This window comes from Rhodococcoides fascians A44A (genome assembly GCF_000760735.1).
In the GTDB taxonomy this organism is placed as follows: domain Bacteria; phylum Actinomycetota; class Actinomycetes; order Mycobacteriales; family Mycobacteriaceae; genus Rhodococcoides; species Rhodococcoides fascians_E.
On the sequence record NZ_JMEX01000008.1, the window covers coordinates 1,083,561 to 1,097,453 of the forward strand.

13 protein-coding genes are annotated in these 13,893 nt (G+C 64.5%); 8 read left to right on the forward strand and 5 right to left on the reverse strand.

The window, feature by feature from the left end; genetic code table 11:
- Window positions 1-56: 56 nt before the first annotated feature.
- Complete coding sequence (locus BH95_RS17490; protein WP_244165013.1) at window positions 57-329, reverse strand: hypothetical protein; 273 nt, start codon at window positions 327-329, stop codon at window positions 57-59.
- 260 nt (window positions 330-589) lie between these two features.
- On the opposite strand from BH95_RS17490, the gene BH95_RS17495 reads away from it, so the two are divergent.
- Window positions 590-2,944: a transketolase-like TK C-terminal-containing protein gene (locus BH95_RS17495; protein WP_037183310.1), complete on the forward strand. Its 2,355-nt coding sequence runs from the start codon at window positions 590-592 to the stop codon at window positions 2,942-2,944.
- 156 nt (window positions 2,945-3,100) lie between these two features.
- On the opposite strand, the gene BH95_RS17500 is transcribed toward BH95_RS17495, so the two are convergent.
- The 4 genes from BH95_RS17500 to BH95_RS17515 all read right to left on the reverse strand — a co-directional run bounded on the left by BH95_RS17500 (window position 3,101) and on the right by BH95_RS17515 (window position 6,732).
- Window positions 3,101-3,898, reverse strand: coding sequence for an amino acid ABC transporter ATP-binding protein (locus tag BH95_RS17500; protein ID WP_019667572.1), 798 nt, complete (start codon window positions 3,896-3,898; stop codon window positions 3,101-3,103).
- Window positions 3,895-4,635, reverse strand: coding sequence for an amino acid ABC transporter permease (locus BH95_RS17505; protein ID WP_037183312.1), 741 nt, complete (start codon window positions 4,633-4,635; stop codon window positions 3,895-3,897). Before BH95_RS17505 ends, BH95_RS17500 begins: the two co-directional genes overlap by 4 nt.
- A gap of 5 nt (window positions 4,636-4,640) precedes the next feature.
- Window positions 4,641-5,519 carry an ABC transporter substrate-binding protein gene (locus tag BH95_RS17510; RefSeq protein ID WP_019667570.1) on the reverse strand — a complete coding sequence of 293 codons (879 nt, stop codon included), beginning with the start codon at window positions 5,517-5,519 and terminating at the stop codon, window positions 4,641-4,643.
- A gap of 196 nt (window positions 5,520-5,715) precedes the next feature.
- Window positions 5,716-6,732: a LacI family DNA-binding transcriptional regulator gene (locus BH95_RS17515; RefSeq protein WP_037183314.1), complete on the reverse strand. Its 1,017-nt coding sequence runs from the start codon at window positions 6,730-6,732 to the stop codon at window positions 5,716-5,718.
- Between the two features lie 194 nt (window positions 6,733-6,926).
- Between BH95_RS17515 and BH95_RS17520 the strand changes: the two genes are divergently transcribed.
- From BH95_RS17520 to BH95_RS17550, 7 genes are all read left to right on the forward strand, one after another.
- A complete protein-coding gene (locus BH95_RS17520; protein ID WP_037183315.1) occupies window positions 6,927-7,892 on the forward strand; it encodes a dihydrodipicolinate synthase family protein in 966 nt (321 codons plus the stop codon).
- Window positions 7,882-9,030: an NAD(P)/FAD-dependent oxidoreductase gene (locus BH95_RS17525; protein WP_244165015.1), complete on the forward strand. Its 1,149-nt coding sequence runs from the start codon at window positions 7,882-7,884 to the stop codon at window positions 9,028-9,030. The genes BH95_RS17520 and BH95_RS17525 overlap by 11 nt, the downstream gene beginning before the upstream one ends.
- Window positions 9,031-9,057: 27 nt before the next feature.
- The gene (locus tag BH95_RS17530; protein ID WP_019667566.1) at window positions 9,058-9,444 is read left to right on the forward strand and encodes an allophanate hydrolase-related protein; all 387 of its coding nucleotides are present in this window, start codon (window positions 9,058-9,060) and stop codon (window positions 9,442-9,444) included.
- A complete protein-coding gene (gene hydA, locus BH95_RS17535; protein ID WP_020111115.1) occupies window positions 9,441-10,829 on the forward strand; it encodes a dihydropyrimidinase in 1,389 nt (462 codons plus the stop codon). The genes BH95_RS17530 and hydA overlap by 4 nt, the downstream gene beginning before the upstream one ends.
- Window positions 10,830-10,917: 88 nt before the next feature.
- Window positions 10,918-11,799 (forward strand): alpha/beta fold hydrolase, encoded by an 882-nt coding sequence (locus tag BH95_RS17540; RefSeq protein WP_020111116.1) that lies wholly within the window; start codon window positions 10,918-10,920, stop codon window positions 11,797-11,799.
- A 210-nt stretch (window positions 11,800-12,009) separates the two neighbouring features.
- Window positions 12,010-12,339, forward strand: coding sequence for a hypothetical protein (locus BH95_RS29255; protein WP_208601178.1), 330 nt, complete (start codon window positions 12,010-12,012; stop codon window positions 12,337-12,339).
- A 55-nt stretch (window positions 12,340-12,394) separates the two neighbouring features.
- Window positions 12,395-13,893 (forward strand): DUF222 domain-containing protein (locus tag BH95_RS17550; protein WP_244165016.1); only part of this gene is annotated, 1,499 nt, incomplete at its 3' end.

Consider the following 13,893-nt stretch of genomic DNA (forward strand, 5'->3'; position numbering starts at 1 on the left):
GTACACAGAACAGGTCGGCCGCATGGGCCACTATCTCACGGTGAACGGCTCATGCCTCATTCCGCGGACGCGCGCTCCTCGCGTCGTTCTTCGCGGCGCTCCTCTCGATCGATATCCGATTGAGCGTTAGAGCAGTCGAGCGGGCTGTACAGAAACTCCTGCTCACGACCGTGGTCGTCCAACACCACGCACTGCGCGCCGTCGTTCGCTCGCGGCGTCAGGTTCTCGATCGTGTCCGCCGACGCTGCCGTGGTCCCGACGGCACCCGCGGTCCCGAAGAGCGCGGCAGCGGCCAGGGTGGTCAGCGCGAACTTGGTCGAATTCCTCATCTTCGTCTCCTTCGTGGATGCTGTGAGCCAGGTGCCCTTTCCATCTACGACTCTGTCGTTCATCGGAAACGAAAAACAGTGCGCCTCATCATCTTGTGCAGTGACTTCTCCATGAAAACGTGATGACAGATGTCATGGGCGGCTGCCATTGACCACTTCGACCAATTCGACGCCGCCTGGTGCACTTGAAACCGTGCATCGTGCTCAGTCTCCCGTTCGTGCATTGTGCAGTACATCGATGTCTGATCGACTGAGCAGTCATGACCAGCATCACTCCCGCCGAACATCATTCGCCCCGGGGCGCTCGTGACGATCTGCACGAGATCGCCGAGAAGGTGCTGTGGCTGTCGACGTCGATCATCCATCACGCCAATCGAGTTCGGCCCAACCCGTCGGGACTCAAAGTGGGTGGTCACCAGGCCTCGTGCGCATCGATGGTCTCGATCATGACCTCGCTGTGGTTCGAACAGCTGGAAGCCGGGGATCGCGTGTCGGTCAAGCCGCACGCTTCTCCGGTTCTCCATGCGATCAACTATCTGCTGGGTGAGCTCGACGCGAAGTACCTCACCACTCTGCGCTCGTTCGGCGGATTGCAGTCCTATCCGTCGCGTGCCAAGGATCCCGACCCCGTCGACTACTCCACGGGCTCGGTGGGAATCGGTGCCACCGCACCCATCTGGGGTGCTATGTCACGCCGATACGTCGAAACCAGCTTCGGCGATCCCGACGAGACATCACGACCGTCGGGGTTTTCCGGACGCCAGTACTCACTGGTCGGAGACGCCGAACTCGACGAGGGAGCCGTGTGGGAGGCGATCATCGATCCAGGTATCGCCGAGCTCGGCGAGATCGTGTGGATCGTCGACCTGAACCGTCAATCGCTCGATCGGGTGGTCCCCAACATCGCTGCACGGCGCCTCGAGAAGATGTTCGACGCCGCCGGCTGGCAAGTGATCACCGTCAAGTTCGGCCGCCTCCTCGAGGATCTCTTCGCCCGTCCAGGCGGGGAAGCACTGCGCAGCCGAATTCTCGATATGCCCAACCCCGAGTACCAGCGGCTCCTCCGCTGCACCGCCGACGAACTCCGATCCCGGCTTCCCGGGACAGGCCAGGACGCGTCGGCGATCGCGGACCTGATCTCCGATCTCGACGACGCACTGCTCACCGAGTCCATCCGTAATCTCGGCGGCCACGACATGGCGGCGTTGCGCGACGCGTACTCCCGCATCGACGACACCAGGCCGACCGTCGTCATCGCCTACACCGTCAAGGGATTCGGCCTGCCGACCCAGGGTCACCCGCAGAATCATTCGTCGCTTCTGACCGTCGACGAGTACGAGGCTCTGGGTAGATCCCTCGGCGTCGATCCGGCCGATCCGTGGGCGACGTTCGCCCCGGGCAGCCCGTCGGACCTGGTGTGCGACGCGGCAGCTGCTCGCCTTCGTCGCGATCCCGTCGCTGTATCCGAACCTCCCGCCGTGCCGGTCGACATCGGCCGGACACCGAAGGGCACAGCCACCACTCAGGCTGCACTGGGGCGCGTGCTCATCGATCTGACGCGGGATGCGCCGGACGCCGCGAGCCGGGTCGTCACGGTCAGCCCTGATGTCAGCTCGACCACCAACCTCGGTGGCTGGGTGAACAAGGTCGGGGTCTGGTCCTCGGCCGAGCGTCACGATTGGTTCGAGGACGACGCGGAGACGATCATGCATTGGCGGGAGAAGCCCACCGGCCAGCACATGGAGCTGGGCATTGCCGAGACCAACCTCGTCGGACTCATGGGCGAACTCGGCGCCACGTGGAGTCGGTGGGGACAGCCCTTGTTCCCGATCGGGGTCATGTACGACCCGTTCGTCGAACGCGCGCTCGAACCCTGGTCCTACGGCATCTACGCAGGTGGCCAGTCGATTCTCGTCGGCACTCCGTCCGGTGTCACTCTCGCTGCGGAGGGCGGCGCGCACCAGTCGATCAAGACTCCGTCGATCGGCCTGGAACAACCGGGGTGCATCACGTACGAGCCTGCGTTCGCCATCGATGTCGAGTGGACGCTGCTCGCCAGCATCGGCCGCCTCGGCAGGCCTGACGGCAGCTCCGCGTACCTGCGGTTGTCCACTCGTCCCGTCGATCAGACACTGGCCGACGTGCCCACCGACCCCGCTGCCCGGGAACGGCGCAGACGCCAGGTCGTTGCCGGCGGATACCCCCTCGTCAGGCGCGACGGAGCCACGGTCACGATCGCCGCGATGGGGGCGCTGATGACCGAGGCACTCCAGGCTGCCGAACGACTCGACGGCATCGGCGTCGTCGCCGACGTCCTGTGCGTCACCAGCCCCGGCGAGCTCTACCGCGCGATCCAGGCACGCCAGGGGCACAGAACAGGTGACTCCTGGATTCTGGACCAGCTACTGCCCTCGGATCGGGCAACGCCCCTGGTGACCGTGCTCGACGGCCATCCACACACCCTGGCGTTTCTGGCCACCGTCAACAAAGTCGCGTCGACGTCGTTGGGCGTCAGTGATTTCGGTCAGGTGGGCTCACTGGACGAGGTGTACAGATACCACCACATCGACACGGACTCCATCATCGGAGCAGCCCTGGACGTCATCGGTCGCTGATTCGTCGGGGGGATTGGATACCCGCAGCGGCGGGCCCGGAGGCACGAGTGTTTGAACCTCCGGGCCCTGGCTCGACCGCGGTGCCCGGGCGATCACGTCCGAACTCGGTCTTGTCTTCCACGTACCGGGGCCTTCGAAACATCGGCTCCTCAGCGGTCAGAGAATCCGGCTGAGAAATTGTTGGGTACGAGCGTTCTTCGGGTTGTCGAAGAACTCGTTCGGGGGCGCCTCCTCGACGATCTTGCCGTCGCTCATGAAGACCACACGATCGGCTGCGGCTTTGGCGAAACCCATCTCGTGGCTGACGACGACCATCGTCATGCCTTCGTCGCGCAGGCGAAGCATCACGTCGAGCACCTCGTTGACCATCTCCGGGTCCAGAGCCGAGGTCGGTTCGTCGAACAGCATCACTTCGGGTTTCATGGCAAGTGCTCGGGCGATGGCGACGCGCTGCTGTTGCCCACCGGAGAGCTGCGAGGGGTAGTTCTCGCCCTTGTCCGCCAAGCCCACCAGATCGAGCAGTTCTCGGGCTTGGCGACGTGCACGGTCCTTCTGTGTGCCGAGCACGTGCCGAGGGCCGGACGCCACGTTGTCCAGTGCCGTCATCATCGGAAACAGGTTGAAGCTCTGGAACACCATGCCCGTGTGGTGACGTTGCTTCGCAATCTGTGCTTCGGACAAGGGAGTTCGATTCGCATTGTCGGAGAAGCCCATCATCTCCCCACAGACACGCACCGTGCCGGACTGGATGGTCTCGAGGCAGTTCAGCGTCCGCAACAACGTGCTCTTGCCACTGCCCGACGGACCGAGAAGCAGCACTACTTCGCCCTTGTCGACGGTGAAGTCGATGTCGTCGAGGACGACCAGATCGTTGTAGGCCTTGGTCATGTTGCGCACCTCGACCATCGTCGTGGTGACTTTCCTGGCGTCGATCACTTTCGCTGCGTCGATCATCGGTTCACGGCCTCGGCTTCCATCACACTGTCGTCCAACTTGTCGGTCTTCGCGCCACCTTTGCGTCGGTAGTCACGGTCGTAGCCCCGACCCACACGGACCTCGATCATGCGCTGAATCAAGCCCCACAGCGTCGTGAGGACGAGGAAGTACAGCGCGGCGGCACACAGTCCTTCCAACACCCGGAAATTGATCTGCACCAGGAACTGGGTGCGGCGGAGCAACTCTTGCACCGAGATGACCGACACGAGCGTCGTGGTCTTGAGCAGACCGTTGAAACTGTTGCCGAGCGGCGGAATCATCACCCGCAGAGCCTGAGGCAGAACCACGACGCGGAAGACCTTTGTCGGAGACATTCCCAGCGCACGCGCTGCTTCGGTCTGACCGGTCGGAACCGAGAGCAAACCGGACCGAACGATTTCCGACAGGTACGCGGCCTCGTTGAGCACCAAGCCGAGCAACGCCGCTTCGATGACACCGAGTTTGATTCCGACCTGAGGTAGGCCGGTGTAGATGATCACCAGCTGCACCAGCAGCGGTGTTCCGCGCATGAGCCAGACGTAGAACCCGGCGATCGCGCGCAGCGGCATCAGCTTCGACGACCTCGCCGCGGCGACGACGACCGCGAGAATCAAACCGAGGATCATGCTGACGACGGTGAGCCAGATCGTGACCCACGCACCCTCGAGGAGTTGCGTGCTGGTGAGAATGGAAAAGAAGGCGTCCCAGGACCACATGTGGATCAGCTGTCCAGCGGCCCGGTACTGACGGCGATGTCGCCCTCGTACCCGGTGACGTCGTACTGCTCGAACAACTCGGGGAGGTAGCCGTCTTCACGCATCTCCGTCAGCACACGTGCGACCTCGGCGGACGACGCGCTGCCCTTGGCGAATCCCATTGCGAGAGGGGCCTCGTTGATTCCACCGACGGCCGTCTCGAAGCGTCCGTCCTCCTGGTAGAAGGACGTGACCGATTCCACGATGGAGGTTCCGTCGAGCTGTCCAGCCGAAAGAGCCTGGTAAGCATCGGCATTGGTCTTGAAGGTCTGGACCGTCAGCGGCGGCTTGCCTTCGGACGCGAACTGCTCGGACAACGCAGTGAGCGTGTCGAACTCGTAACCCGGCGCCTCGACGCCGATGGTCTTGCCGGCCAGATCGTCGACGCTGGAAATCGACTCGGGATTACCCGACGGCACCGAAATCGACACCGCCTGAACCTCGTACGGCACCAGGTCGATCGTCTCCGCACGCGCCGGTGTGTAGAACATGCCTGTGTCGATCATGTCCCAGCGTCCGCTCTGCACTCCGGGGATCTGCGCCTCGAACTCGATGTTGACGAACTTCGGCGTCAGGCACAGACGCTTGGCGATTTCCTTGCCCAGTTCGACCCGCATTCCGACGACGTCGCCATTGGCGTCGACGTACTGCATGGGAGGCAGCGTGGCGTTCGTCGCCATCGTCAACGCACCCTCCTCGGCCAGATCGGACGCCCCGAGCGTCGGCGTACAGTCCGTCGGCGCTGCCTGCTCGTCCGCAGCGGAGCTGCAGCCGGTGAGCCCTGCTGCCACGACGGCCGCGGCGGCGATTCCGAGGAGCGGAGTCCGCGTGATGATCCTGCGCATGGGTGTGCCTTTCGTTCGTCAACTGCACTGCAGCAGTGACCATTCGAATGTTCGCGAGGTGCGAGCCGATCCCAATGGGATCGATTGCATAAAGCGTCTCAGAGCATTTCGTCAGCGTCAACGTGGTTAACACGGATGACACGCGATACATGAAGTTTTAACCATTCGAGGGTGGCGACCCCACGTACCGCGCCGCTCATGTAGTGCCCGTCACCGCGCCACACGAGGCACGCTCGACCAGCTGGGCCCCGACTCGGTAGGTCCGCCTGTCCGGCACCGCGGCCCCGTTGATCTGCTGGAACAGCAGATCCATCGCCACATTCGCCAGTTGAGCCGCGCCGTTGTCGACCACGGTGATCGCCGGCTGCCACAACGCCAACCAGGGCATGTCCTCGTGGCAGATGAGGGACAAGTCGTCGGGCACGGAAACCCCTCGCGACGCGAGGGTCGGCAGAATCCCGAACACCGCCTCATGGTTGGCCGCGTAGAGCGCGGTCATGGGCTCGGGCCCGTCCAACAGCGAGTTCACGGCTTCGGCGCCGAACTCGGTCGTGAACGGCCCTTGCCTCACGATGGCCTGGTCGACGTCGATGCCCGCGTCGAACAACGCAGACCGATATCCCTCGTAGCGCTCCCGGCCCGACGTCGCGTCCTCGGTGCCACCGATGTAACCGATCCGGCGATGTCCCAACGACACGAGGTGAGCGATGGCATCACGGGCACCGTCGAGATCGTCGGCGAGGACCGTCGACGCCTTGCTGCCCTGCACGGACCTGATGAGGTTGACCACGGCTCGGCCCTCGGCGAGCAGCGCGTTCGACGCCGCAGCGCTTCGGCCACTGCCGATGACGATGGTGCCGTCGACTCCGTGGTCGCCGAGCATCGCGAGCACGTCGTTCTCCCGAGCCGGATCAGCGTCGGTGATGCACAGCAGAACCTGGAAGCCGCTCGCCGACGCACGCTTCTGCACCACTTCGGCAACGGTGTGGAAAGAGGCGTTGATCAGGTTGTTCATGACCAGGCCGATCAGATGCGAACGATTGGACCGGAGGGCACTCGCGGCACGATTCGGTCGATATCCCAGCGAGCGCGCCGCCTCCTGCACTGCAGCGCGAGTCTCGGCCGAGATCAACGACGATCCGCTCAGCGCACGGGACGCCGTACTCCGTGACACTCCAGCGGCATCGGCCACGTCGATCAAGGTGACCGCCATCGGTCGCCTCACCTTCCTCTCGCTGTTCACTCGGACATTCTCGGTGGCCGGTAGGGATATTGGACAGTGCGCTCGTTACAAGTACGTTTCCGGCTTGACGATCGCGGCCACCCGACGGCAGTCTATGCAATCGATCCCAAAACTTCTCCGAGACGGTCGCTCGTCCGACCGATCTCGTTCGAAAGGTCTCCATCATGAACCGCGATGATGTCGCGTGGTCCGGCTACTGGCCCGCATCCCCCACCCCGTTCACCGAGTCCGGCGCCGTCGACGCCGACGGTCTCCGCGACCTGATGAACCTCTACGCCGATGTCGCTGTGGACGGAGTCCTCGTCAACGGAAGCACCGGTGAATGGTTCAGCCAGACCGACGACGAACGCCGACAGGTCGCCGAGATCGCGATCGACGCCGTCGCCGGACGCTTTCCCGTGGTCATCGGCGTCAGCGCCTACACCACACGCGAGTCGAGTGAACTCGCGGCGCATGCCGCATCGGCAGGCGCCGACGGTGTGCTGTCCACTCCCCCGCCGTACGTGCACACCTCCGGCGAGGAGACCTTCCGGTTCTACGAAAAAGTCTCCACAGCAACCGAACTACCGTTCATGGCGTACAACTGGCCACGCGGTGTGGCCGTCGACATGGCTGCGGTACCAGGCTTGTTCTCACGCCTCGCCGACTTGGACAACGTCGTGGCGATCAAGGACAGCACCGGCGACTGGCTGAGGATGCTCGACACCGTCGAAGCAGTATCCGATCGAGTGCGCGTGTTCGGGAGCTTCCTGCACCGCCGAGGATTGGCCACGCTGCTCGAGCTCGGTGGCGACGGCAACATCGACGGCGGTGGCGTCGGCGCCCCGTTCGCCGTTCCCTTCTATCGAGCGGTCGCGGAAGGTGACGCCGACTCCGCACGCGGCTGGGTGGACAAGTACCGCGCGTTCTCCGGAAGCCTGATCAACGGCGACTACAGCGGAATTCACGCATCTCCGATTCCTCAGCTGAAGGCCGTGATGAACCTGCTCGGGCAACCCGGCGGATACGTTCGCGACCCGCTGTTGCCGGTCACCGATCCCGAGACCCTCGACGTGCTGCAGAACATCGTCGTGCAGTCCGGCATTCAAGACGCGTACGCGCGGCCGGTAGGGGCAAGTCATGCACTCTGAGGTCGACGTGGTCGTCATCGGTGCCGGAATCGTCGGCGCCGCGACGGCCCTTGCACTCACGCGGGCCGGCTCCCGCGTCGCCGTGCTGGATCGAACGCTGCCCAACACCGCTGGATCCGGTACGACCGCCGGCAATCTGCACATTCAGACCATTCACACCCGACGCCCCGGTCAGGGAACGGCCGTCGACGTCGAACAGCTGCTGCCACTGCAGAAGTCGACCAGCGCACTGTGGGATGTTCTCGGCGAGAGTGTTCCCGGCCTCGGCTTGAACCGCTGCGGCGGTTTCATGGCCGCGGAGACCGACGAACAGGCCCTCACGCTGCAGACGAAGCACACCTGGGAAGACGCAGCAGGGATCCCGACCGAGGTGCTGACCGGCGACGAAGCACGCCGCGCCCTCCCGTTGCTCGGGCCGAGCGTCACGGCAGCCACCTGGTGCGCGTGGGACGGGTTCGCCGAACCGGACCTCGCCGGACCGGCATTGCTGCGCCAAGCAGTCGCCGAAGGCGCAGTCCTGCACCCCGAGACCCCGGTCACCGGACTCGACCGCGTCGACGGTGTGTGGCACGTCGCCAGCCCGGCCGGCACGTGGACCGCGCCCGTCGTCGTCGATGTGGCCGGACCGTGGATGGCTCGGATCGCCGCCATGGCCGGGGTCTCGCTCGATCTAGTTCCGACATCCCTTCAGATGCACTCCCTGGACGCCGCGCCCGGCACACTCGAGGTGCTGGTTCAGCATGTGGGAGAGGGAATGTCGATCAAGCAGGACCGACGTGGTCGTCTCGTCCTCGGAGGCGGTTGGCCGGCGGGGCCGTTCCACGACCATGATGCAGCGCCGACGCTGGCCGAGAGCACCGTCGGCAACCTCGCACAGGTCGCGCGGCTGCTGCCGTCCCTGCATCGCGACACGCCCACGGACACCTGGACCGGACCTGTCGTCACCACTCCGGACGAGATGCCCGTCATCGGCGAACTCGACGGTGCACCCGGACTGTTCGTGGCAGGCGGGACGTATTCGTTCACGTTCGCGCCACTGTGGGCGGATGTCCTGACCGCTCTGGTGCACGGATCGACCCCGCAGCTGGACGTCTCCACCTTCTCGCCCGCACGACTCACCCAACTCACCGCTCACTGAACGCTCCACCCCGAAAGAAGGAAGACGATGGCTCTGGTCACCATGTTCGTCAACGGGCAGGCAATGTCCGGTGGCACGCTCAACGACGCCTTGAATCGCGCAAAGTTTCTCGGCGCGGTCGACACCGCACCGAAGTATCGCTTCTACTCCGTGCGCGACGAGTTTCCTGGACTCCATCCGGTGACGACCGCGGGCTTCGTCGTCCCAGGCGAACTGTACGAGGTCGAGTACGACGTACTCCGCGAGGAACTGTTGCCGCGTGAGCCCGCCGAACTGGAACTCGGTGTCATCGAATTGGCCGACGGCACGGGATCGTTGTCGATGCGGATGCGCGAGAACTCCCTCACGGCAGCGGGAGTCGTCGACATCAGCGACCGCGGAGGCTGGTTGGCATACCTGGAGGCACAGCGATGAAGGTCGTCCGCGGCGGAACTCTCGTCGAGCCCCATTGGGCGGGCCCGGCGGACCTACTCATCGACGACGGCAAGATCGTCGCCGTACTCAGCCCCGGCAGCGAGGTCGACGAAGCAGCCGAAACGATCGATGCGACCGGAAAACTCGTCATGCCGGGCGGTGTCGATCCGCACTGCCACGTCGGTTTCACCTCCGGTGAGTTCACCTCCCTCGATTCCTATCTCGAATGCACGACAGCTGCGGTGTTCGGTGGAACGACGACGATCGTCGACTTCGCCATTCCCCGTCCCGGCCAGGAACCGCTGGATGCAGCGGAGAAGCAACGCGCCAAAGCCGAGGAAGGTGTGTGCGATTCCGCGCTGCACGCATGCGTCGTGGACTGGAACGACACGACGGCCGATCAGCTCGCGACCATGGCCGACGCCGGCATCCGCACGGTGAAGATGTTCACCACCTACGCCGGTGAGACGATGGCGAACGAACACACCATCCTCAACACGATGCAGACCACACGCGACCTCGGCGGAATGGTGATCATCCACTGCGAATCCGACGCGATCGTCACCGACGCCCAGAACTTTGCCGCGGCATCCGACGGTGTGGACGCGGCCCACATGTCGCAGACACGACCCGAACTGGCGGAAACCGCGTCGGTTGCCGCCGTTCTCGCGATTGCAGAGTCACAGCAGGCACCCGTCTACTTCGTCCACCAATCCAGTTCGGCAGCTGTGGAACTCGTCGCCGACGCCCGCAAGCGTGGGCTCGTCGCCTTCACCGAAGCCGTCGCACACCACCTGATCCTCGACGACTCCGCGTACGAGGGCGAGCACCCGGAACGTTTCGTGTGCTGCCCTCCGTTGCGTGCAGCCGATGTCGTCGAGGAATTGGGACAGCACCTGTTCACCGGCCACATCACCACCATCGGATCCGACCACTGCTGCTACGACACCGCCCAGAAGCAGGTGCACAGCCACGACGTCAGGCATATGCCGAACGGGCTACCCGGCGTCGAAACGAGATTGCCGGTGATCTTCTCGACGTTCGTGAACGGCCGTGGACTCACCCCGAGCCGATTCGTGGAGCTCACCTCCACCAATCCCGCCCGCACCAACGGCCTGTATCCCCGCAAAGGATCGTTGATGCCGGGGGCCGACGCAGACATCGCCATCTGGGACCCGGACCTCGAATGGACCGCCGGGACGGACACCCTGCACATGGCAACCGACTACACACCCTACGAAGGGATACCGCTGCGAGGGAAGCCCGTCACAGTCCTCGTCCGCGGTGACATCGTCGTCGACGGCGGTGTACTGGTCGACGCAACGCCCCGCGGACGGCACGTCGAAGCCGCGCCCCTCGACTTCAGCGGCGCGTTCAGTATGTAGAGCCCTGTTCTCACACGATTCGGGCGAAGCGACGAGGTCAGCAGGCGAGCAGAATCGATCCTCAGTCGCCGAGCGCTGATGAGGAGCCATGGAACAACTGGTCGATGTGAAGGTGATCTCCACTGCGCGTGGGCCCATCGAGTACGCAGTCAAAGGCTCCGGAAAACCGGTGTTGGTGCTGCACGGTTCGCCGGGCGGGATCGACGCCGCCGCCGCGATGGCGGGCTTCCTCCCCGTCGACGAGTTCCAGGCGATCTTGGTGTCGAGGCCCGGCTACCTCGGAACCGAACTGGGCGATCGCGCGACGCCGCGAGAGCAGGCTGATCTGTACGCCGCGCTGCTCGACGAGTTGGGGATCGCCAAGGTGGGCGTGCTGGCATGGTCGGGAGGCGGGCCGTCGGCCTACCAGTTCGCGGCCACACACCCGGACCGAACCGGTGCGCTCGTGGCCATTGCGTGCCTGAGCGAACACTGGGTCAACCCGACTCCGGACATCGCGTCGCGCATCTTTCAGACCACCAGGATCGGTGATTGGTTGATGCGCAAACTCGTTGCGCATCAACCGCTTCAGGTGATCCAGGGCGCCGTGTCGGACGAAAGCTCCCTCAGTGGTGACGAATTCGACGAACACGTGAAATACATCGACTCCGATCCGGTGAAGAAGCAGTTCGTCCTCGACATGGCCCTCACCGCCTCACAGGTGGGCAGGCGCAAAGCGGGCTGGGACAACGATCTGGTGCAATTCGCCAAATCCGCCGACCCGGGATGGGGAGCGATCGAAGCGCCCACCTTGCTGGTGCAGGGCAGCGCGGATTCGGACGTACTGCCGGAGAACAGCGAGCACGCACACGTGGGTATCGCCGAGTCCGAATTGCTGACCCTTGACCGCGGCACCCACTTCGCGTTCTACACCCACCCCGAATCCGACGCCGCCCAAGCACGCGCACTCGAGTACCTACGCAACTGGTGACGCTCGGTCAGGCACGAACCGGATCATGGCTATCGGTGAAGGCCCGATGTGTCGACGAGCCCGGGCCGCAGAAGGTTCGGATCGGCGACGACCGTCTCCGCACCGAAGAGCACAAGGCTCGGTGCAGTGATCGCGCCGACTTCCGCGTCCGTGAAACTTCACCGCGGCCAGTGCAAGAGCGTATTCCTCGTCGCTGAGCACGGTACGAGGTTGAAGCCATTCGATGAGCTTCCGCATCCGCTTCTCCGTCGGTGCAATTCCCGCCGAGAGAAACTTCAGCAGCAGACCGATCCGCGGTCTGGCGAAGACTGGAGCGTCAGAGGACACCTCGCCGCACCGCGAGCACTCGCGACACTCGTCACCGACCAGCTCGCAGGTGCGCGCGGTGACGCCGAATCTCGTTCAGTCGCCGCCGAACTCGATGCCGACCTCGTGCTCATGGCCGTCGGCGGACTCGCACAAGGCATGCTGCAGGGTTACAGCACAAGGCATTCCGCTGAGCAACTCATCGAACACCTCCTCGACCGGGTGCTTCAGTGATGCCTGACCAGCTGTTTGAGTGAACCTGTCGGACCCTCTCGGTATATTCGAAAGTATGTTCGATACGGGGGTTTCGGCGGGATCGAGTACGGCGTGCGTGGCCGGGTTGGCAGGCTACGCCGCGGTATGCCGGGTACGGGAGAACATAGCCCGCGCCAGAACGGTGGAAGCGGTGTGCGAAATCGCCGACATCCGCCTCACGGACGCCGACACCACTGGTGGTGATCCGTTGACCGTTCTGGCGCAGGCGGTCACCGAGGTGGCGGTGACGCTGGGCCTGTCGCAGAGCGCCACGAGACCGTTGCTGACCGTCGGGCAAGAACTGTCGCGGATGCCGCTCACAGCGCTGCGGTTCGTCTTCGGCGGAATCGACTGGCCGCGGATCCAGGTACTGACCGCTGTGCTGGGCAAAGCATCCGATGCCACCATCGCAGCCCTCGAACACGAGGCCGTCGCTGCAGCGGAACGGTTGACCCCGCGGTCACTGCGACTGTGGCTGTGGCGACTGTGGCTCGCCCACGACCGGGACGAGGCCGCAGCCGCACAAGAGCGCACGGCGCGCAGTAGCCGGGCGATGCGGGTGCGCCGCGACTCCGGTGGGGCATCGGTACTCGAAGCGATCGTCACCGACCTCGAAGGCGCCGAAGTCGACGCAGTGGTGACCGAGATCGCCGCAACGGTCTGCCAGCAAGACCCCAGGTCGACGACAGCGTTACGGGTCGATGGGTTGATGGCGTTGATCCACGGCGAACACGCCCTCGAATGCCACTGCGGCCGCGGTGAGCATTGCCCGCAGGACGGGGCCGCGGACCGGCCCGATCCTCGGCGGGGTCCGCTGGTGCAGATCCTCCTCGACGCCGAAACACTGCTCGGATTACGCCAGAACCCCGCCGTACTGGCCGACGGAACCCCACTCGACCCGGAACTGGCCCGCCTCATCGCCACCGACGCCCACTGGCAAGGCCTGCTCACCGAACTCCACGACGTCCTCACCGCCCGAACACCACACACCCAGACACAAGGTGAACCGGCCAAGGCCGACCCTCCCGGCAGCACAGCATCTCCCGACGACACAGTGACTCGCGATGACACAGTGACTTCCGAAGACACGGGCCTGGGTGACACCGATACCGAGCCGGATGACACCGAGACCGTTGTTGACGAGGATCCCTCGAGAACCAGAGCAGGCGATGCCGGCAGTACAGGTGGCGAGGGTGGTTCGATCCAGCGCATCTCAGGAAAGATCCTCTCTCCTTTACGGATCCGGGTGCCGCGCCTGATCCACCGCGGCCGGATCCGCCGAGCAGGAACCGTACCCACACCCACCAGCACACCCACCAGCGGCAGAGGCAGAGGCATGCCCAACCGCACCGGTCTGCTCACTGGCAGTGGTCTGCCCGATAGCACTGGTCTGCTCAGTGACACTGTTCGTGCGCAGATCACCGCGACGCTCTTGGCAGCGATCACCGCCGACCCCACCCTCGCTGCAGGAATCCACCCCGACGGCCACGGAGGCGACACCGAACCACCACCCGGCGCCCTGACCTACCGACC

Bases quoted from the DNA above. Each gene is read 5' to 3' on its own strand.
- BH95_RS17490 (WP_244165013.1), bottom strand. From the start codon at position 329: ATGAGGAATTCGACCAAGTTCGCGCTGACCACCCTGGCCGCTGCCGCG.
- BH95_RS17495 (WP_037183310.1), top strand. From the start codon at position 590: ATGACCAGCATCACTCCCGCCGAACATCATTCGCCCCGGGGCGCTCGT.
- BH95_RS17500 (WP_019667572.1), bottom strand. From the start codon at position 3,898: ATGATCGACGCAGCGAAAGTGATCGACGCCAGGAAAGTCACCACGACG.
- BH95_RS17505 (WP_037183312.1), bottom strand. From the start codon at position 4,635: ATGTGGTCCTGGGACGCCTTCTTTTCCATTCTCACCAGCACGCAACTC.
- BH95_RS17510 (WP_019667570.1), bottom strand. From the start codon at position 5,519: ATGCGCAGGATCATCACGCGGACTCCGCTCCTCGGAATCGCCGCCGCG.
- BH95_RS17515 (WP_037183314.1), bottom strand. From the start codon at position 6,732: ATGGCGGTCACCTTGATCGACGTGGCCGATGCCGCTGGAGTGTCACGG.
- BH95_RS17520 (WP_037183315.1), top strand. From the start codon at position 6,927: ATGAACCGCGATGATGTCGCGTGGTCCGGCTACTGGCCCGCATCCCCC.
- BH95_RS17525 (WP_244165015.1), top strand. From the start codon at position 7,882: ATGCACTCTGAGGTCGACGTGGTCGTCATCGGTGCCGGAATCGTCGGC.
- BH95_RS17530 (WP_019667566.1), top strand. From the start codon at position 9,058: ATGGCTCTGGTCACCATGTTCGTCAACGGGCAGGCAATGTCCGGTGGC.
- hydA (WP_020111115.1), top strand. From the start codon at position 9,441: ATGAAGGTCGTCCGCGGCGGAACTCTCGTCGAGCCCCATTGGGCGGGC.
- BH95_RS17540 (WP_020111116.1), top strand. From the start codon at position 10,918: ATGGAACAACTGGTCGATGTGAAGGTGATCTCCACTGCGCGTGGGCCC.